15 protein-coding genes are annotated in these 17,668 nt (G+C 69.1%); 6 read left to right on the top strand and 9 right to left on the bottom strand.

Annotated features, from left to right (window positions below):
• Positions 1-60: 60 nt before the first annotated feature.
• The 4 genes from ACR4XJ_RS06410 to ACR4XJ_RS06395 all read right to left on the bottom strand — a co-directional run bounded on the left by ACR4XJ_RS06410 (position 61) and on the right by ACR4XJ_RS06395 (position 4,159).
• Positions 61-978, bottom strand: coding sequence for an MBL fold metallo-hydrolase (locus tag ACR4XJ_RS06410; protein ID WP_434754438.1), 918 nt, complete (start codon positions 976-978; stop codon positions 61-63).
• 239 nt (positions 979-1,217) lie between these two features.
• Positions 1,218-2,156: an alpha/beta hydrolase gene (locus ACR4XJ_RS06405; RefSeq protein ID WP_434754437.1), complete on the bottom strand. Its 939-nt coding sequence runs from the start codon at positions 2,154-2,156 to the stop codon at positions 1,218-1,220.
• Positions 2,157-2,204: 48 nt separating this feature from the next.
• Positions 2,205-3,113, bottom strand: a complete 909-nt coding sequence (locus ACR4XJ_RS06400; RefSeq protein WP_434754436.1) for an alpha/beta hydrolase — start codon at positions 3,111-3,113, stop codon at positions 2,205-2,207.
• 239 nt (positions 3,114-3,352) lie between these two features.
• Complete coding sequence (locus ACR4XJ_RS06395; protein WP_434754435.1) at positions 3,353-4,159, bottom strand: helix-turn-helix domain-containing protein; 807 nt, start codon at positions 4,157-4,159, stop codon at positions 3,353-3,355.
• A 136-nt stretch (positions 4,160-4,295) separates the two neighbouring features.
• Between ACR4XJ_RS06395 and ACR4XJ_RS06390 the strand changes: the two genes are divergently transcribed.
• Complete coding sequence (locus tag ACR4XJ_RS06390) at positions 4,296-4,784, top strand: ferritin family protein (RefSeq protein WP_434754434.1); 489 nt, start codon at positions 4,296-4,298, stop codon at positions 4,782-4,784.
• A gap of 143 nt (positions 4,785-4,927) precedes the next feature.
• Here ACR4XJ_RS06390 and ACR4XJ_RS06385 read toward each other — a convergent pair whose 3' ends face one another.
• From ACR4XJ_RS06385 to ACR4XJ_RS06375, 3 genes are all read right to left on the bottom strand, one after another.
• Positions 4,928-5,797 (bottom strand): oxidoreductase, encoded by an 870-nt coding sequence (locus ACR4XJ_RS06385; protein WP_434754433.1) that lies wholly within the window; start codon positions 5,795-5,797, stop codon positions 4,928-4,930.
• An 88-nt stretch (positions 5,798-5,885) separates the two neighbouring features.
• The gene (locus ACR4XJ_RS06380; RefSeq protein ID WP_434754432.1) at positions 5,886-6,752 is read right to left on the bottom strand and encodes an oxidoreductase; all 867 of its coding nucleotides are present in this window, start codon (positions 6,750-6,752) and stop codon (positions 5,886-5,888) included.
• A gap of 19 nt (positions 6,753-6,771) precedes the next feature.
• Entirely contained in the window at positions 6,772-7,545 is a 774-nt protein-coding gene (locus ACR4XJ_RS06375; protein ID WP_434754431.1) for an SDR family NAD(P)-dependent oxidoreductase, read from the bottom strand.
• Positions 7,546-7,730: 185 nt separating this feature from the next.
• Between ACR4XJ_RS06375 and ACR4XJ_RS06370 the strand changes: the two genes are divergently transcribed.
• Entirely contained in the window at positions 7,731-8,690 is a 960-nt protein-coding gene (locus ACR4XJ_RS06370; protein WP_434754430.1) for an AraC family transcriptional regulator, read from the top strand.
• 155 nt (positions 8,691-8,845) lie between these two features.
• Here the strand turns inward: ACR4XJ_RS06370 and ACR4XJ_RS06365 are convergent, their stop codons facing one another.
• Positions 8,846-10,132 (bottom strand): adenylosuccinate synthase, encoded by a 1,287-nt coding sequence (locus tag ACR4XJ_RS06365; RefSeq protein ID WP_434754429.1) that lies wholly within the window; start codon positions 10,130-10,132, stop codon positions 8,846-8,848.
• A gap of 382 nt (positions 10,133-10,514) precedes the next feature.
• Between ACR4XJ_RS06365 and ACR4XJ_RS06360 the strand changes: the two genes are divergently transcribed.
• The gene (locus ACR4XJ_RS06360) at positions 10,515-12,221 is read left to right on the top strand and encodes a transglycosylase SLT domain-containing protein (RefSeq protein ID WP_434754428.1); all 1,707 of its coding nucleotides are present in this window, start codon (positions 10,515-10,517) and stop codon (positions 12,219-12,221) included.
• Here the strand turns inward: ACR4XJ_RS06360 and ACR4XJ_RS06355 are convergent.
• On the bottom strand, positions 12,141-12,506 hold the full coding sequence (locus tag ACR4XJ_RS06355; protein WP_434754427.1) for a hypothetical protein: 366 nt from the start codon (positions 12,504-12,506) through the stop codon (positions 12,141-12,143). The genes ACR4XJ_RS06360 and ACR4XJ_RS06355 overlap by 81 nt on opposite strands.
• Before the next feature lie 377 nt (positions 12,507-12,883).
• Here ACR4XJ_RS06355 and ACR4XJ_RS06350 point away from each other — a divergent pair, with 377 nt between their 5' ends.
• The 3 genes from ACR4XJ_RS06350 to plsY all read left to right on the top strand — a co-directional run bounded on the left by ACR4XJ_RS06350 (position 12,884) and on the right by plsY (position 17,646).
• On the top strand, positions 12,884-14,176 hold the full coding sequence (locus ACR4XJ_RS06350; protein WP_434754426.1) for an IMP cyclohydrolase: 1,293 nt from the start codon (positions 12,884-12,886) through the stop codon (positions 14,174-14,176).
• A gap of 432 nt (positions 14,177-14,608) precedes the next feature.
• Entirely contained in the window at positions 14,609-16,816 is a 2,208-nt protein-coding gene (locus tag ACR4XJ_RS06345; protein ID WP_434754425.1) for a ribonuclease catalytic domain-containing protein, read from the top strand.
• A gap of 113 nt (positions 16,817-16,929) precedes the next feature.
• Entirely contained in the window at positions 16,930-17,646 is a 717-nt protein-coding gene (gene plsY, locus ACR4XJ_RS06340) for a glycerol-3-phosphate 1-O-acyltransferase PlsY (RefSeq protein ID WP_434754424.1), read from the top strand.
• Positions 17,647-17,668: the final 22 nt, after the last annotated feature.

Here is a 17,668-nt window from a genome sequence, read left to right as displayed (position 1 = left end):
TACCCGAAGGCGCGGGGGGCCGTCCATCGCCGTGATGGGGCTGTATCGGGCCTTCGCCGTTCAGCGCCACCAGCGGCTGCCTTCCTGCGGCGCGTTCATGTCCACCCGTTCACCCATCATCGGCGTGGCCACCCGCACGCCGCGCCCGGCGGCAACGCGCAGCACCTGCTCGAACGGGTCTTCCCAGGCGTGCATGGCAAGGTCGAAGGTGCCGTTGTGGATGGGCAGCAGCCACAGCCCGCCCAGGTCCAGATGGGCCTGCACGACCTGCGGCGGGTGCAGATGCACGTAGGGCCACTGCGCGTTGTAGGCTCCGGCTTCCATCAGCGTCAGGCCGAAGGGGCCGAAACGCCTGCCGATCTCGGCAAAGCCGTCGAAGTAGCCGCTGTCGCCGCTGTAGAAGACGCGCAGGCCGTCGTCCTCGATCACCCACGAGGCCCACAGCGTGCGGTTGCCGTCCGTGAAGCCGCGCCCCGAGAAATGCTGCGCGGGCGTGGCCGTCAGGCGCAGGCCGTCCACCTCCGTGCCCTGCCACCAGTCGAACTGGCGGATCTTATCGGCGGCAATGCCCCAACCGGCCAGCCGGTCGCCCACGCCCAGCGGCGCGAGGAACAGGCCCACCTTGCCGTCCAGCGCCCGGATGGCGTCCCGGTCGAGGTGGTCGTAGTGGTCGTGCGAAAGGATCACCGCGCGGATGGGCGGCAAATCCTCGATGGCGACGGGCGGCGCGTGGAAGCGCTTCGGCCCGGCGAACCCCATAGGCGAGGCCCGTTCCGCAAACACCGGATCGGTCAGCCACCACTGGCCGCGCAGCTTCATCAGCACCGTGGAATGCCCCAGCCGGTACAGGCTGCGGTCGGGCGCGGCGTCCAGTCCGGCGCGGCTCAGGCGGTGGATGGGCAGCGGGGCCGGGGGCACCGTGCCTCCGGGCTTGTTGACGAACACGTCCCACCACACGCGCAGCGTGGATTCGGGCATGTCTCCGGGACCGGGAAGCCGCTGGTTGGAAAAACGTCCGGCGTGCCATTGGGGCGACGAGGGGTAGTCGCCGACGGGAGTACGGAACAAGGCGTTAACGCTCCATGCGATGCATACGATGAACACGAGCCCGCGCAGGGCGCGGGCCTTCACGGCGGCGGAATCAGGGACGGAATCCGGAACGGAATCAGGGACGGGGCGGGGCGTCCCGGCCGGACGCCCCGCCCCGTTCCGGAAAATCAGGCGCACAGGTGCTTCCTGAAGAAGGGCAGCAGTCGTTCCAGCGCCTTTCCGGTGGCCTCGGGCTTGTCGTAGAGGTCGTAGTGGCTTGCGCCCTCCACCACCTGCAACGTCTTCTGGCCCGAACGGGCGCGGTTGAAGAGGTCGAAGCCGTCCCGGTACGAACCGAACCCGCCCGGCCTGTCGCCAATGACGATGTGCAGCGGCTGGGTCAGCAGCGCTTCGGCAAGGTGGAAGGCGTCCCAGCCCAGCGCCGGGGCGGTGCTGGTGAAACGCAGCCTGTTGGGCGAGCCCGGCTGCCGCCCCCGCGGCGTGGTGTAGTACTGCACGGCCTCGACGATGTCGATGTCGTCGATACCGGCCTTGGCGCGGGCGTCCTCGGAATCGGGGATGTAGCCCACGATCAGCGGTTCCGCGCCGCGCGCCTCCGCCGTGCGCTGCCGGGCGATGGCGTCGAGCGTCTTCAGCGCCGCGTCGGGCGTCATGTCGCCCTCGCGCATGATGCGGCCATAGTTCGCGGCGACCACCGTGCCCACGGCCTTGAAGCGCCGGTCGGTCATGGCCGCGCTGACCGCGTAGCCACCGCCGCCGCACACGCCCAGCACGCCGATGCGTTCTTCGTCCACGTAGGGCAGCGTGACAAGGTAGTCCACCGTGCAGCGGAAGTCTTCCACGCGGGTGGCGGGGTCTTCGCTGAACCGGGGTTCGCCGCCGCTCGCGCCCTGCGTGGAGGCGTCGAACGCCAGGGTGACGAACCCCGCCTCGGTCAGCCGCCGTCCGTAAATCGCGCCGGACGTCTGTTCCTTGCAGCTGCTGATGGGGTGGGCGCAGACAATGGCCGCGTACTTCCTGTCCGCGTCAAAACCCTCGGGCAGGCGCAGCGTGGCGGCCACGTCCCAGGTGCGGTTCCTGAACGTCACGGAGTGCTGTTGCGTCATGGCTCTTCTCCTTGAAGCACCGGCAAGGACATCACCGGCCAAAGGGCATCAGAGGTTGTTCCTGAAGAAGGGAACCAGCGTGCCAAGGGCCGCCTCGACCATGGCGGGCTGGTCGTACATGGCGATGTGCGTGCCGCCGGGCACGATGAGCAGGTCCTTGTTCGTGCTGGCGGCGCGGCGGAACAGGTCTTCGCTCATCCAGCGGGTTCCGGCCTCGCCGCCCGCGACGATCTGCACCGGCTGGGTCAGGAACAGTTCCACGTTGTTGAAGGCGTCGTAGGTCACCAGTTGCGCCAGGCTGCGCGCGGTCGCCTTGCTGGGCGCATTGCAGTGCCGGGCGCGGTCGGTGCGGTAGTAGTCGAACGCCTCGGCAAAATCGGCGTTGATGGCGTCCTCGCGGCGGTCGGGAACCGTGGACAGGTACTGCGTGGGCGCGCCGCCGGCTTCCGCGGTGCGGGCCGCGGCCGCCATGTCGCGCAGCGCCAGGCAATCCTGCGGGTTGGCGGTGTTGTCCCAGCCGTGCCGGTACATCTGGCCGTAGTTCACGGCGCTCACCGTGCCCAGCGCCCTGATGCGCGTGTCGGTCACGGCGGCGTTGGCGGCGTAGCCGCCGCCCGCGCACACGCCCAGCGCGCCGATGCGTCCGTTGTCCACGTAGGGCAACGTGGTCAGGTAGTCGATGGCGGCGCTCACGTCCTCCACCCGCAGGTACGGATTTTCCAGGTGGCGCGGCTCGCCCGTGCTTTCGCCCTGGAACGTGGCGTCGTAGGCCAGGGTGACGAAGCCCTGCGCGGCCAGCTTTTCGGCGTACAGGCCCGCGGTCTGCTCCTTCACGCCGCCGGAGGGGTGGACGCAGACGATGGCCGGGTACCGGCGCTCGGGCGCGAAGTCGGGCGGCAGCCGGAGAACGGCGGCCACGTTCCAGTCATAGTTCCTGAAGGTCACGGATTCGGCCATGTCGGTCTCCTTTGCCGCGTTGCGACGTTACGGGATGCGGGCAGGGAATCCTGCCGCCGGTACAGGGATACCCCCTGCAACCCGGACGAACCATCCCCCAGGATACGCCTTTCTTTTTCAAACGTACGGATTTTCCTGACGGCGCTCTTTCCGGCGTGCTTTCGCCGGGCAGGCCGCGCAGCCCGCAACCGGGCGGAACGCTGGGTCCGCCAACTTCGCGCGCCCGGTTCCTTCGCGGCTCACGACCCCAGAAGCTGCTTCCTGAACGCCGAGGGCGCGACCCCGTAGAGCGCCTTGAACTGCCGGTAGAAGTACGTCAGGCTGGAAAACCCGCTTTCCACGGCCACCTGCGAGATGTCCTTGTCCGTCCCGGCCAGCAGCGCCCCCGACTTCTGGATCCGCCGGGTCTTGACGTATTCCACCACGCTGGCGCCCGTGAACCTTCTGAATTCGCGCGTCAGCAGGCTTCGGGACAATCCGAAGCGCGCGGCGAGGCCGTCGAGGTTTTCCGACTCGTCCAAGTGCTCGTCCAGCCAGCGGCAGACTTCCTGAATGGTACGCCCGTGCCTGTCGCCGCCCGCTGCCGCCGCCTCTCCGGGCGCGCCCGCCGCACGGGCGTGCGACCCCACAAGCAGGCCGATGATGCCCCACAGTTCGGTCAGTTCCCGGTGCCCGTCGAGCCCGAAACTTTCCGGCACCTTTTCGGACAGTTCCCACAGCCACAGGTCGGATTCGGCATACTCGACGGCCGTGGCCCCTTCGCGGGCGGCGTCGCGCAGGATGCCCGCCTGCGCCGGAGAAAGATGCAGCGCCGCGTCCGCCCTGGTGATGCAGATGATCTTGAGCGCGGCGCGCTCGCCCTTCCGGAAGACGAAGCGGTGGGGCGCGCCGGGCGCGACAAGGATGGCGCGCCGGGGCGCCAGTTCCAGATGACGCCGCTCAAGCGCCAGCAGCCCCGAACCGGAGCGGCACAGGATGAGTTCGGCCACATCGTGCCCGTGGGTTTCGGTCGATTCGGTCAGGGTGAGGGAAGTGCTCCAGAACATACGTGTCCGTTCAGATAATTTTTTTGTCCGATTGATGATGGAAATAGATTTCTCACCTGTTTATAGCATATCCATCGGTTTGAAAAGCGCCCCGAAAGTATAAAGTCAATTTTCATCCCAACCGGAGGATAGTTCCATGTATGTGCTGCCGCCCAACGCGCCCGCCAACCTGTACGAAGCCTTTGCGTTCATCGGCTCCATCCGGCAACCCGGCCTTGACGACATCAGGCTGATGATGCTGCTCGAAGCCGCGGGCAAGACCATGTACGACGCCCTTGCCGAAGATGCGCCCAATGAGGAGGCCCGCCGCCTGCTGCTTGAAAGCGGCTGCGATGAATACCTGCATGCCGAGCGCATGGCGCAGATTGTCGGCCTGCTGACCAACGAACCCTGTTCCGTTCCCGCCCCGGCGGAGAATCCCTATCTCGTGGACTGGCAGAAGCCCCGGCTGACTGTGGAACTGCTGGAAAAACTGGCTGCCGCCGAGGACAACGGGGGCGCGCTCTACGAATGCTGGGCGCAGTCCTGTGCCAATGCCGAAGCCGCCGGACTGATGCGCCTGTGCGGACGCGAAGAGACCACCCACTCGGAACGCATGCGCAAGATCATCGGCTGCCTGAAATAATCGCGGCCGCCGGGCATGGCGTTCCGGACAACGCGCCGACGGGTTCACAGCCCGTCGGCGCTTCGTTTTGAGTCAAGGCCCCGCTATGCGGGATGGCAGGGTGCCTGTCTCCAGGCCCCTGCCTGCCCGAAGCCCCCCCGGTCCTAGAGCCGGATTTCCGTGGTCTGCGCACCCTCGAACGCGGTGTCTTCGCCACGGGCGCGCCAGGAATCAATGTCTTCGATCCGTCTGGCGATGGTGGCGTCCCACATCGAGTAGGCGTCGCGGCCCAGCATCAGGCGTACCGGCGGGGCCTCGCTGGCCACCACTTCCAGCATGCGCCGGGCGGCCTTGGCCGGATCGCCCATCTGCTTGCCGGAAGAGCCTTCAAGGTAGGTTTCGAACGGCTCGACCACGGGGCGGTAGGCGTCGATGCGCTGGGCCGGGCGCATGTTGGCGTCGCCCGCGAACTCGGTGCGGAACGCGCCGGGTTCCACCAGCGTGACGTGGATGCCCAGCGGCCCGACCTCGATGGCCAGGGATTCGGTCCAGCCTTCGATGGCGAACTTCGCGGCGCAATACGGGCCTGCGGCGTTCATGGCCACCAGCCCGGCGATGCTGCTCACCGTAAGGATGTTGCCCGCGCCCTGCGCGCGCATCTGCGGCAGCACGGCGCGGGTCATTTCCGCCGTGGCGAAGAAGTTCAGTTCCATCTGCTCGCGCAGCTGTTCGGGGCTGAACTCCTCGCAGGCCCCGACCACGCCGCGCCCGGCCACATTGGCCAGCACGTCGATGCGGCCGAACCGGGCCAGCGTGTCGGCCACGGCCTTGTCGCGCGCGGCGGCGTCGGTCACGTCCACGGCCAGCGGCAGCACGCGGTCCTCATGGCCGCTGGCGATGGCCTGAAGGCGGTCCAGGCGGCGGGCGGTGATGACGGCCATGTCGCCGCCGGCGATCACGGCCTCGGCCAGCGCCTTGCCGAAACCGGACGACGCGCCGGTGATCAGCCAGACTTTCGGGGTGGCATTGCTCATGGTCTTCACTCCTTGCTGTTGCGGCAAAATGGTCGGCGGCCGAGCTGCGTGGTGCGCATCCGTCGCCGCATCCGGGCGTGCGTGGTCTCTAGCCGCCGATGGGCGTGAATGCGGCACCGTCGAACGCGGTCTTCAGGCCGCGCTCACGCCACGCATCGATGTCCTCGATACGCTTCGCAATGGTCTGGTCCCACAGCGCGTAGGCGTCCTCGCCGAGCATCAGGCGGATTGGCGGGGCATCGCTCTCGACAGCGGCGATGATGACGGCGGCCGCCCTGGCGGGGTCGCCGATCTCCTTGCCCGCCGAGCGCTCCAGAAAGTCCTCCACCGGGCCGACCACGGGGCGGTAACTTTCGATGCGTTGGGCGGGGCGCACGTTGACATCGCCCGCGAAGCCGGTGCGGAACGACCCCGGCTCGACGATGGTGACGCGAATGCCCAGCGGGGCCACTTCCATGGCCAGGGCCTCGCTCCAGCATTCCAGGGCGAACTTGCTCGCGCAGTACGGCCCGCAACCGGTGATGGCGACCAGCCCGCCCACGCTGGTCACGGTGAGGATGCGCCCCGAACCCTGCGCGCGCATCTGCGGCAGCACGGCGCGGGTCATTTCCGCCGTGGCGAAGAAGTTCAACTCGAACTGCGCGCGCAGCTCGGCCTCGGAGAACTCCTCCGCCGCGCCCATGGAGCCGCTTCCGGCCACGTTGGCCAGCACGTCGATGCGGCCGAAGCGGGCCAGCGTGTCGGCCACGGCCTTGCCGCGCGCGGCGGCGTCGGTCATGTCCACGGCCAGCGGCAGCACGCGGTCCTCGTGGCCGCGCGCGATGGCCTGAAGGCGGTCCAGGCGGCGGGCGGTGATGACGGCGCAATCGCCCCTGGCGATCACGGCCTCGGCCAGCGACTTGCCGAACCCGGACGATGCGCCGGTGATCAGCCAGATTTTTCGTGCGGTGCTCATGGTGATGATCTCCTGTGCGTCAGATGATGGTCAGGCCGCCGTCGACGACCAGTTCGGCGCCGATGATGTAGGACGCCTCGTCGCTGGCCAGGAACAGTGCGGCCTTCGCGATTTCCTCCGGGGTGCCCGCGCGGCCGATAGGAATGCCCTTGAGCAGGCTTTCCAGCATCTGCGGGTTCCCGGTGAAGTGGGCGGCCATCGGCGTTTCGATCAGGCCGGGATAGATGCCGTTGACGCGGATGCCGCGGCGCGCGAAGTCCACGGCCGCCGCCTTGGTCAGATGACGGCTGGCCCCCTTGGAGGCGCTGTAGCCCGGCGGCACGTCCGGGAACACGATGATTCCGGCCGCCGAGGAAATGTTGACGATGGCGCCGCCGCCCTGGCGCTCCATGTGCGGCGTGACCGCCTTGATGCCGTAGAACTGGCTGTTGAGGTTCACGTTCATGACGTGGTGGAAGTCCTCGGCCGTGGCCTTGTCCCAGCTGCCGTCGCGCGGCCCCGGCGTGCCCGCGTTGTTGACGAGGATGTCGATGCGGCCGTGGCGCTCCATGGTATCGGCAACGACTGCCGCCCACTGCTCCTGACTGGTCACGTCGAGCACGGCCGACGACGCGCGCCGGCCCTTGCCGGTGATCTCCCGGACCAGCCTGTCCATGTTGTCCTGGCGGTTGGCGTTGGCCGTCACCACCACGGTGGCCCCTTCCCCGGCGAACACGCGGGCGATGGCGGCCCCGATGCCGGTGCCGCTGCCCGCGCCGGTGACGATGGCGACCTTATTCTGCAGGCGATTCATGATGCTTCTCCCTGGCGTGAAGAACACGGTTTACGGTGATGCGCCCTTTCACGACGCGACAGCGGACACAAGGGGCGGACACAGGGGGCGGACGCAGCCGCCACGGTCGCAAAGATACCCCTTGCCGCCTGTACGAACCATGTCCTAGGGTACATCATTCCTTTTCAACCGTACGGATGTTCCCGATGGACCCACTTTCCGACGTGCTCTCGCTGCTCAAGCCCCGCAGCCAGTTCTACGCGGGGCTCGATGCCGCCGGAGACTGGTCGTTCGACTTTCCTCCCCATGAGGGCATCAAGTTCACGGCCGTGATGCGGGGCGTGTGCTGGGGCTTCACGGACGGCCTGAAGCACCCGGTCCGCTTCGACGAGGGGGACTGCTTCCTGCTGAACAGCGGGCAACGCTTCGTGCTGTCGTCCGATCCGGCGCTGCCTCCGGAAGATTCCGGGCACATCATGGATGCCGCCGCCCGTGACGGGGTCGCCGTGCACAACGGCGGCGGGGAGGTGTTCCTGATCAGCGGGCGCTTCGATTTTTCGGGCAACCATGCCGCCGTGCTGCTCGATGCGCTGCCGCCCATCATCAACATCCCCAAGGCGTCGAGCCAGGCGCAGGTGTTGCGGTGGTCCCTCGACCAGCTGGCCTCGGAGTTGCGCGTCCAGCAGCCGGGCGGGGCGCTGATGTCCGCCCACCTCGTGCACCTGATGCTGGTGCAGGTGTTGCGGCTGTTCATGGTGGCTTCGAGCGGGCTGCCCAAGGGGTGGTTCCAGGGGCTGACCGACCGGCAGATCAGCCTCGCCATGGGGGCCATGCACGCCGAGCCCGCGCGCCGCTGGACGCTGGAAGGGCTGGCCCGCGTCGCCGGGGTTTCGCGCACCGTGTTCGCGCAGCGGTTCAAGACGTTGGTGGGCCGCACGGCCATGGATTACCTTACCCGCTGGCGCATGCTGCTGGCGGCGGACCGCCTGCGCACCGGCAGCCAGAGCGTATCCTCCATCGCCTTCTCGCTGGGGTACGAGTCGGAAAGCTCGTTCAGCACGGCCTTCAAGCGGATCATGGCCTGCTCTCCGACGCAGTACCGGCGCCGTCCGCCGGGCTCTTCCCCCGCCGATGCGAAGCGCCGCACCCCCCGCCGCAGTACCTGATCTCCCCCTAGCATTCTCTGTATGTCTGTAGGCATGGCGGAGCGCCGGAAAACGGAACCGGGACCGCCCCGTGCAGGAGCGGCCCCGGTTCCGTTTCCGGACGAAAAAGGGGCGGCCAGCGCCGCCCCTTCGGATGGATATTCCGATGCCGGAGTCTACCAGCCCCGGCTGATGGTCTGGTCGCGCTCCGGCCCCACGGACACCAGGCTCACGCGCACGCCGGTCAGTTCCTCGATGCGGGCGATGTAGGCGCGGGTGACCTCGGGCAGGCTTTCCCAAGTGGTGCAGCCGGTGATGTCCTCGTCCCAGCCGGGCATGGTCTCGTACACCGGGGTGACGTGGGCCATGCCGTTCTGTTCCTGCGGGGCCACGGTGATGGTGCCGCCCTGGTATTCGTAGGCAGTGCAGATCTTCAGTTCCTTGAGGCCCGAGAGCACGTCCAGCTTGGTCAGGGCGATGTCGGTGGGGCCATTCAGGCGCACGGCCTCGCGCAGCACCACCGCGTCCAGCCAGCCGCAGCGGCGCTTGCGCCCGGTGGTGGCGCCGAATTCGTGCCCCTTCTGTTGCAGATAGTCGCCCGCTTCGTTCAGCTGTTCGGTAGGGAAGGGGCCTGCGCCCACGCGGGTGGTGTACGCCTTGACGATGGCCACGATGCGGTCGAGCCGGGTGGGGGCCACGCCGCTGCCCGCCGCCGCGTTGCCCGACACCGTGTTGGACGAGGTGACGAACGGGTAGGTGCCGTGGTCGATGTCCAGGTGGGTGCCCTGGGCGCCCTCGAACATCACGTGCCGTCCCGCGGCCCAGGCGTCCTCGATCTCTGCGGTGACGTCGGCCAGGTGGGGCACCACGCGCGGGGCCACGTCCATGATCTCGTCGAACACCGCGTCCACGGTCATGGGCTCGCCGCCGTACAGGCCGGCCAGCAGGGCGTTCTTTTCCAGCAGCGCGGCCTCGATCTTGGCGCGCAGCAGTTCGGGCATGGCAAGGTCGGCGGCGCGGATGCCGATGCGCGACATCTTGTCCTCGTAGCAGGGGCCGATGCCCCGGCCGGTGGTGCCGATCTTGGACTCGTTGGACTTGTGGCGCTCGCGGGCCATGTCCAGCGCCTTGTGGTAGGGCATGATCACGTGGGTCTTGCGGCTGATCATCAGTCGCGCCGGGGAAACGTCCACGTCCTGGCCGCGCAGGGTTTCCACCTCGCGGCAGAACACCGCGGGGTCGAGCACCACGCCGTTGCCGATGAGGCATTTCTTGCCCGGATGCAGGATGCCCGAGGGAATGAGGTGCAGGATGTACTGCCTGTCGCCCACCAGCACGGTGTGCCCGGCATTGTTGCCGCCCTGGAAGCGCACGATCACGTCGCACTTGCGGGTCAGCAGATCGACGATCTTGCCCTTGCCCTCATCGCCCCACTGGGCGCCCATCACGACCACGTTTGACATTTCCCACTCCTTGTGACATTGAGTGCCACCCTGCGGCTCCGGCTCTTGCCGAAGGCGCGCAGAAAAGGCATCATGTCTTATCCCGTGACTTCCCGGAAGTCAACGGAACTGCTGCCGATCCGACCCCGGCGGCAAAAATCGTCCGCACGCGGACGTGCCGGAACCCCTCCGGCGGGCCAAGGCCCCCCGGAAAAACGGCGCCCCCGCGCCGCTCCGCGCCACGCCGCACAACCCACGGCCCGACGGCCACCCCCGCGCACGGAAGCACGGCCCGCCACAGGCGAACGCCCCTTCCGCCCCCCGACCGCACAGGCCACCCGCGCACCCGGCCACCCGCTCTCCTCCGCCTCACCGTTCTCCACCCGTCGGCCCAGCGTACCGCATGCACGATCATATCTTCACCACCAGGGAACGCTTCGCGCTGTTCGGCCTCGGCATTGCCCAGGCGTTCCTGCTGCTGCTCATCCTGCTGCCCGCGCCGCGTGATTCCGACGTGCTGCGCGTGGCCGCCCCCGCCCGCGAGCGGGTGCTGACGCGCCTTTCGCCCTACGGCCCCGGCTTCGAACAGGAACTGCTGACCGCCTTCTGCGACCGCTACGGCTACGAGCTGCGCTGGGTGAAGGCCGACGGCCGCGACGAGGCCCTGCGCCTGGTGGCCGACGGCTACGCCGACGTGGCCGTGGGCTTCGGCGCCGCGCCGGACGGCGAGAACGGGGGGCTTTCCGGCTTCACCGCGTTCGACGCCCGGCCCGATGGCGGCGACGAGGCATCCGGCGTGTCCGCCGCATCGCCGGCCGAAACGGACTCCGCGCCCGGCATCTCGCTGGCCGCGCTGCTGGCCCGGCTGGCAACCGGCGCGGACCAGACCCCGCTCACCGACCTGGTGGCGGGACCGGCCTACGACCATGCCCGCCCGGTGCTGGTGCGCTGGTCGGAACCGGACCTGCCGGAACCCGTCAACGCGGTGCTGCGCGATACCGGCCCCGGCGGCACCACGGCGGACGGCCAGCCCGGCGCGGGCCTGCGCTCGGCCCTGCTGCTGACCGCCTGGGAAACGTCCGCCGGTCCCGCCGTGCCGGGGCTGCTGCCGCCATCCGGCGGCCCGGCGATCCTGCCCGCGCATATGGCCGCCGAGGCTTCGGCCGTCCCCCAGGCTGTACCCCAGTCCACCCCCGACGCCACCCGCCACGCGCTGGTGGACGGCGACTCGTGGCGGCTGTGGCAGCCCTTCATGGCGGAGCCCACGGCGGGCCGGGCCACGGGCAAGCCGTTGTCCTACCACTGGTACTGGCGCGGCGACGACGCCCCGCTGGCCGCCCGACTGGCCGCATTCTGGCGGATGCGCACCGCCCCGGCGGATACCCTGCTGGACGATCTGACCGAACGCTACTTCGGCTTTCTGCCCGAATCGCTGGGCGTGCCGGAAGACGGCGGATACGCGGGGGCCTCCGGATATGCGGACATCTTCGACCTGATGGACCTGATGACCGTGGTGGCCGAAAAGCTGCCCGCCCACGCCCCCGTCATCAGCCAAGCCGCCGCCCGGAGCAACATCGACCCGCTGCTGCTGTCCGCCGTGATCTTCCAGGAATCGCGCTTCGACGCCTCCGCCCGCAGCAAGACCGGGGTGCGCGGCATCATGCAGCTTACCCAGAGCACGGCCCTGCTGCTCAAGGTCAACCGCATGAACCCCAGCCAGTCCATCCGGGGCGGGGCGCGCTACCTGCGCATGCTGTGGGACAGCCTGGACGACCTGAACCTGCAACCGTGGGACCGCTGGTTCTTCACCCTGGCCGCCTTCAACCAGGGGCCGGGACACCTGCGCGACGCCATCCGCCTGGACCAGCAACTGGGCGGCTCCGGCCGCACCTGGCGCGAACTGAAGGAAACCTTTCCGAAACTGGCGCGGCCCCGCTACCACGCCCTCACCCGGTACGGGTACTGTCGTGGCTACGAGGCCGTGGCGTTCGTGGAAAGCGTGCGCTACTACTATTACATACTCAACGGGCTAGTCGCCCTCTCGCGGCCGGAAGCTGAGCACCTTGCGCCGCTTCTGGACGCCGTTCCCGTCCGCTGGCCCGCCGTCTAGGGCGGGGTCGTCCTTTTCGGCGACCGGTTCAAGGCTGAAGGCCATGCGGGGCGGAACCCCCACGGGCTCGCCCTCGGGCCGGGCCGCGGCGGCCCAGTGGTGGTTGAACAGCTGGTTCTTCCAGCGCACCGCCTGGATCAGGCTGAGCACCAGCGCGGCCTCTTCCCACCGCTTGGTGGGCTCGAAGCGGTCCACCACGGCGGCGTAGCGGTCCCACAGCGACATCAGCGACGCCTCGTCGTAGGCGTTCAGTTGCTGTGCCAGCTTTTGCAGCATGCGCTCCATGCGGTCGTCGCTCCTTCATGCGGGGTGGGTGCGGGGCGGCCGGAACGCCGACCGGAACGTCGAAACGTCCGCGCCAGTGCGCGGGCCGCGCCGTGCCCCGCAGGCTACGCCAATCCGGATGCCGGTTCAAATGGAAATTGCCCGCCCTTGCGGGCTGTGCTAGCATTCCCGCTGTCGCAGCCCGGAAGGCGACCGCGCCCCGCCCCGTGGCGGGGCGTTGCGCATGCCGCGCCGTTTCCGCCCCCGATAACGCCCTTTCCGCCCGGCCTCGCCGCCGGGCGCAGGCCCGCCGTACCCGGCACGCCGCACCCGGCCGCCCCGCGCGCACCGGATGCGCCCCGCGTGGCCGGGCCGCGCCGCCCTTGCCGGAGCCCGTCATGACTTCGCCGAAGCCCGCCAGCCTCAAGGACATGTACCGCACCCTGCAGGACGATCCGTTTCCGGATTCCCTCACCCTGACGCTGGGCGACACCACCCTGACCTACCGCAAGCGCACCTGGACCATCGACGGTGAACGCAAGGGCCTGCGCTACGGCGAAAACCCGGACCAGCCCGCCGCCCTGTACGAACTGGCCGAAGGCGGCCTGACCCTTGGCGGCGTGGCCTTCCGCGCGGCCGGGCAGGGCCTGGTCTCGGCCATCGCCGAGGAACACATGGTCCAGGCGGGCAAGCACCCCGGCAAGACCAACCTGACCGACGTGGACAACGGGGTGAACATCCTCCAGTACCTGGCCGCGCGGCCCGCCGCCGTGATCCTGAAGCACAACAACCCGTGCGGGGCCGCCTGGTCCGATACGGGCGTGGCCGACGCGCTGGACAAGGCGTACCAGTGCGACAGGATCGCCGCCTTCGGCGGGGCCGTGGTGGTCAACCGCCCGCTGGACCGCGCCGCCGGAGAACTCATCGCCGCCAATTACTTCGAGGTGGTGGCCGCGCCCGACTTCGAACCCGGCGTGCTGGAACTGTTGCAGACCCGCAAGAACCTGCGCATATTGCGCATGCCCGGCCTCGCCAGACTCGAACATTTCGCCGACGCGCCGTTCCTGGACATCAAGAGCCTGACCGACGGCGGCATGGTCATCCAGCATTCGTTCCGCAACCGCATCCGCACCGTGGCCGACTTCCTGCCCGCCGAAGCTACCAGCAAGGACGGCGTCACCGTCACCGCCCGCGCCCCCTCCAAGCAGGAGGCCGACGACCTGCTGTTCGCCTGGGCCGTGGAGTCGGGAGTCACGTCCAACTCGGTGATCTTCGCCAGGGGCGGGGCCACCGTGGCCATCGGCACCGGCGAACAGGACCGCGTGGGCTGCGTGGAACTGGCCATCCACAAGGCGTACACCAAGTACGCCGACTCGCTGGCCTTCGCCGCGCACAACTGCTCGCTGTACGAACTGAAGCAGAAGGCCGCGCACGACCCGGCCCTGGCCGACTCGCTGACCGCCATCGAACAACGCACCCGCGACGAACGCGGCGGCCTGCCCGGCACCGTGCTGGTCTCCGACGGGTTCTTCCCCTTCCGCGACGGCGTGGACGTGGCCCTGGCACAGGGCGTCGCCGCCATCGCCCAGCCCGGCGGCTCCATGCGCGACCACGAAGTGATCATGGCCGTGAACGAGGCCAGTCCGCAGGTGGCCATGGTGTTTACGGGGCAGCGGTCGTTCAAGCATTAAAAATGATTGGAAGAGAATAGGGGGAGGGGATCCTCCCCCTTAAAGCTGATGCTTTTTTTTCTACTCCCGTCCTGAAATTGCCTTTCTTCCTTATACCCCGCAGCGGGCTTCCGCTGCGGGTGGCTGGTGCGGGGGCGATGCAAGGAATTACGAGTTTTTGCGGCCGGGCAAGGCGGCGCGCGATTTTCGCGCGGAGATCGGCAGCCGTTAGACGAGCGCAACGCGCGAGTCTTACGGATGGCGAAAGCAACGCTGTACTGGCGTACGTGAGCAGCGAAAATCAAGCGCCAACGCAGCCCGGCCCAAAAAGACGGATTCCGCAGGCAACGCACCCGCGCTGACATGGCGCACCGCGCTAAACCACGCGGCACCACCACCCCAACCTTCATCCAGCCCAACGGCAGGCTTCACCCACCAAACCAAGCGGGAAACATGGCGGCACCATCCGGCATCGTGCGCTACCCCGGCCCGGGGTGCATCGTGGAATTCATGCAGGGCAACCGCCCGGTAACGGCCTGGGTGCTCGAAGAACAGGCAGGCAAGCTGCGCCTGCTGCTGGCCAACCGCCGCGAAACCAAGCTCACCACCAACCGCCTGCTGCCCTGGTCCGGCCCGGTCTACACCGGCGACTACGGCCGCCAGCAGATCGTCGACCTGCTGGAACTGCACCGCCAGCGCCGCGACGACCGCGAAACCACCCTCGACCCGCTGGACCTCTGGACCCTGGCCCAGGGCGAGGTGGACCGCGCCTCGCTGGAATGGTTCGCGGAACTGCTGTGGGAAGCCCCCGAGGTGGACGACCTGGCCGCCCTGGGCCGCGCCATGCTGGCCTGCAAGACCCACTTCAAGTTCCAGCCGCCCGACTTCGAGGTGTACACCGCCGAAAAGGTGGACGCCCGCATGGCCGAGCAGGAGGCCACCCGCCAGCGCGAAGCCCTGGTGGCCGCCGGGCACGAGTTCGTGCGCATCCTGTGGGACGTGCACTCGCGCCGCCGCACCCTGCCGCCGGAAACCTCGCCGGAACGCCCCGCCCCGGACATCGCGGAACAACTGGCCGCGCTGGTCATGACCCGCCTGGCCGACCCGGACGACCACGACTCCGAGGCGGTCTGGAAGCAGGTGACCAAGGGCCTGCCCGACGACCCGCACCTGGCCCTGCACCTGGCGAAAACCTGGGGCCTGGTGCCCGAGCACCACAATTTCTGGATGGACCGCGCGGGCTACGACCCCGGCAACGGCTGGGCCAGCCGCCACGCGGACGACATCGCCGCCCTGCGCGCGGCCGTGGAATCCGCCCGGCGCGAACCGCTGTCCACGCCGTTCATCTCCATAGACTCGGCCACCACCCGCGACATCGACGACGCCTTCCACATCGAACCGCGCGGCGACGGGGGGTTCCGGCTGTGGCTGGCCCTGGCCTGCCCGGCCCTGGCCTGGCCCTACGGCAGCGAACTGGACAAGGCGGTGCTGCGCCGCGCCACCAGCATCTACCTGCCGGAAGCGACCCACCACATGCTGCCCGAAGAGCTGGGCACCGGCTTCTTCAGCCTGCTGGCCGGGCAGGACCGGCCCGCGCTGGTGCTGGCCATGGAAGTCGGCCCGGACGGCGAACTGCAATCCTGCGTACCCGGCGGCGCATGGGTGAACCTTGCCGCCAACCTGACCTACGAGGATTGCGAGGCATGCCTGGCCGCCATGACTCCCGCCGAGGCGGCCCCGCCCCCCGGCGACGACCTGGTGGCGGCCATGCTGGCGGGCGACCCCGACGCTCGGGACGCGGCAGACGACGCCACCGCCGCGCCCGCCCCCCTGCCGGACAACGCGGCCGCGCCCCACGCGGACAGGCTGGCCGTGGCCGACCGGCTGGCCCATGCGCTGCAAGCGCACCGCATCGGGCGCGGGGCGGTGATCATCGAACGCGACGACCCGAAAGTGACATTATCCGGCGAGGGCGCGGCCACCGTGGTGGACATCGCGGACCAGCCCGCCACGCCGCGCAGCCAGTCCATCGTGGCGGAGATGATGATCCTCGCCAACGCCGGGGTGGCCCGCTGGGCCGGGGAAAACCGCGTGGCCCTGCTGCACCGCACCCAGGACGTGGGCATCCCCCGCGAGTACGCCGGGGTGTGGCGCGCTCCGCACGAGGTGGCGCGGGTGGTCAAGGCGCTGGCCTCGTCGCTGCTGGAAACCTCGCCCCGGCCCCACGCGGGCATCGGGGTGCCCGCGTACAGCCCGGTCACCTCGCCGCTGCGCCGCTACCCCGACCTGATCAACGAAACTCAGGTGCTGCACGCCCTTGCCGCCGGGCAGGGCCGCTGGACCCGTGATGAACTGGACGCCATGCTGCCCCTGCTGAACGCCCGGCTGGACGCGGCCGGGCAGGTGCAGCGCTTCCGCCCGCGCTACTGGAAGCTGCTGCACTTTCGCCAGAAGGGCGACAAGACGTGGTGGCACGCCGTGGTCACGGAAGAGAACGACGCCTTCGTCACCGTCAGCCTGCCGCGCGAACAGCTGTTCCTGCGCGGGCGGCGCTCCACCTTCGGGGACAAGGTGAACCCCGGCCAGCACTTCCGGGTGCGGGTGGGCAAGATCCACCCCCTGAACAACGAAATCCAGATACTGGACGCGGAAGAAGAGTGACGGCATTGTGATCCCGGCGGGCGCCGCGCCCCGGCAGGGACGACGCGCCCGGCCCCCGGTGGCCGCCACCACGACATTCCACCCACCCAGCCCCCGCAGGAGGCACGATCATGATGGGTAACCTGCTTTGGATCGCCATCGCCTACGTCATGGGCTCCATCCCCTTCGGGCTGGTGTTCGCCCGCACCTTCTGCGGGGTGGACCCGCGCACCGGCGGCAGCCGCAACGTGGGGGCCACCAACGTGGCCCGGCTGTGCGGCGCCAAATGGGGCGTGGCCACCCTGGTCTGCGACGCGCTGAAGGGCGCGCTGCCCGTGGCCATCGCCCTGTCGTTCAGCGATTCCACGTTGTTCCACAGCCTGACGGCGCTGGCCGCCCTGCTGGGCCACCTGCATTCCTGCTTCCTGGGCTTCAAGGGGGGCAAGGCGGTGGCCACCACGGTGGGCGTGTTCATTCCGCTGGCCTTCTGGCAACTGGTGCTGGCGGGCATCGCCTGCCTGCTGGTCATCTGGCGCTCGGGCTTCGTCTCGCTGGGCTCGCTGACCCTGGTCACGGCCCTGCCCGTGTTCCTGCTGATCTACGGCAAGTGGAAGCTGCTGCCGCTGGCGCTGGTGGTCATGGCCCTGGTGTACTGGAGCCACCGCGAGAACATCGGGCGGCTGGCGCGCGGCGAGGAAAAACCCTGGCAGAAGAAGCACCATGACGCGGCAGGCAGCGGTTGCGACCCCGCTCCGGCCGATCCGGCAGGCGGGCAGGCCCCCTGCGGGTGCGGCTGCGCCGCGCACGGCCCCGAAGGCCGCGCGGAACCCGCCTCCGCGCCGGAGAAGTAGTTTTTCGGGCCTCGCGCCCCGG

This window comes from Nitratidesulfovibrio sp. D1 (assembly GCF_051133415.1).
Taxonomy (GTDB): domain Bacteria; phylum Desulfobacterota; class Desulfovibrionia; order Desulfovibrionales; family Desulfovibrionaceae; genus Cupidesulfovibrio.
Note: the sequence above shows the minus strand (reverse complement) of the source record. Positions and strands in the feature narration are given on the sequence as shown.

Coding starts and splice junctions, on each gene's coding strand:
- ACR4XJ_RS06405 (WP_434754437.1), bottom strand. CDS start 2,156: ATGACGCAACAGCACTCCGTGACGTTCAGGAACCGCACCTGGGACGTG.
- ACR4XJ_RS06355 (WP_434754427.1), bottom strand. CDS start 12,506: ATGGAGCGCATGCTGCAAAAGCTGGCACAGCAACTGAACGCCTACGAC.
- ACR4XJ_RS06395 (WP_434754435.1), bottom strand. CDS start 4,159: ATGTTCTGGAGCACTTCCCTCACCCTGACCGAATCGACCGAAACCCAC.
- ACR4XJ_RS06400 (WP_434754436.1), bottom strand. CDS start 3,113: ATGGCCGAATCCGTGACCTTCAGGAACTATGACTGGAACGTGGCCGCC.
- ACR4XJ_RS06350 (WP_434754426.1), top strand. CDS start 12,884: ATGACTTCGCCGAAGCCCGCCAGCCTCAAGGACATGTACCGCACCCTG.
- ACR4XJ_RS06410 (WP_434754438.1), bottom strand. CDS start 978: ATGCCCGAATCCACGCTGCGCGTGTGGTGGGACGTGTTCGTCAACAAG.
- ACR4XJ_RS06365 (WP_434754429.1), bottom strand. CDS start 10,132: ATGTCAAACGTGGTCGTGATGGGCGCCCAGTGGGGCGATGAGGGCAAG.
- ACR4XJ_RS06375 (WP_434754431.1), bottom strand. CDS start 7,545: ATGAATCGCCTGCAGAATAAGGTCGCCATCGTCACCGGCGCGGGCAGC.
- ACR4XJ_RS06360 (WP_434754428.1), top strand. CDS start 10,515: ATGCACGATCATATCTTCACCACCAGGGAACGCTTCGCGCTGTTCGGC.
- ACR4XJ_RS06345 (WP_434754425.1), top strand. CDS start 14,609: ATGGCGGCACCATCCGGCATCGTGCGCTACCCCGGCCCGGGGTGCATC.
- plsY (WP_434754424.1), top strand. CDS start 16,930: ATGGGTAACCTGCTTTGGATCGCCATCGCCTACGTCATGGGCTCCATC.
- ACR4XJ_RS06370 (WP_434754430.1), top strand. CDS start 7,731: ATGGACCCACTTTCCGACGTGCTCTCGCTGCTCAAGCCCCGCAGCCAG.
- ACR4XJ_RS06380 (WP_434754432.1), bottom strand. CDS start 6,752: ATGAGCACCGCACGAAAAATCTGGCTGATCACCGGCGCATCGTCCGGG.
- ACR4XJ_RS06385 (WP_434754433.1), bottom strand. CDS start 5,797: ATGAGCAATGCCACCCCGAAAGTCTGGCTGATCACCGGCGCGTCGTCC.
- ACR4XJ_RS06390 (WP_434754434.1), top strand. CDS start 4,296: ATGTATGTGCTGCCGCCCAACGCGCCCGCCAACCTGTACGAAGCCTTT.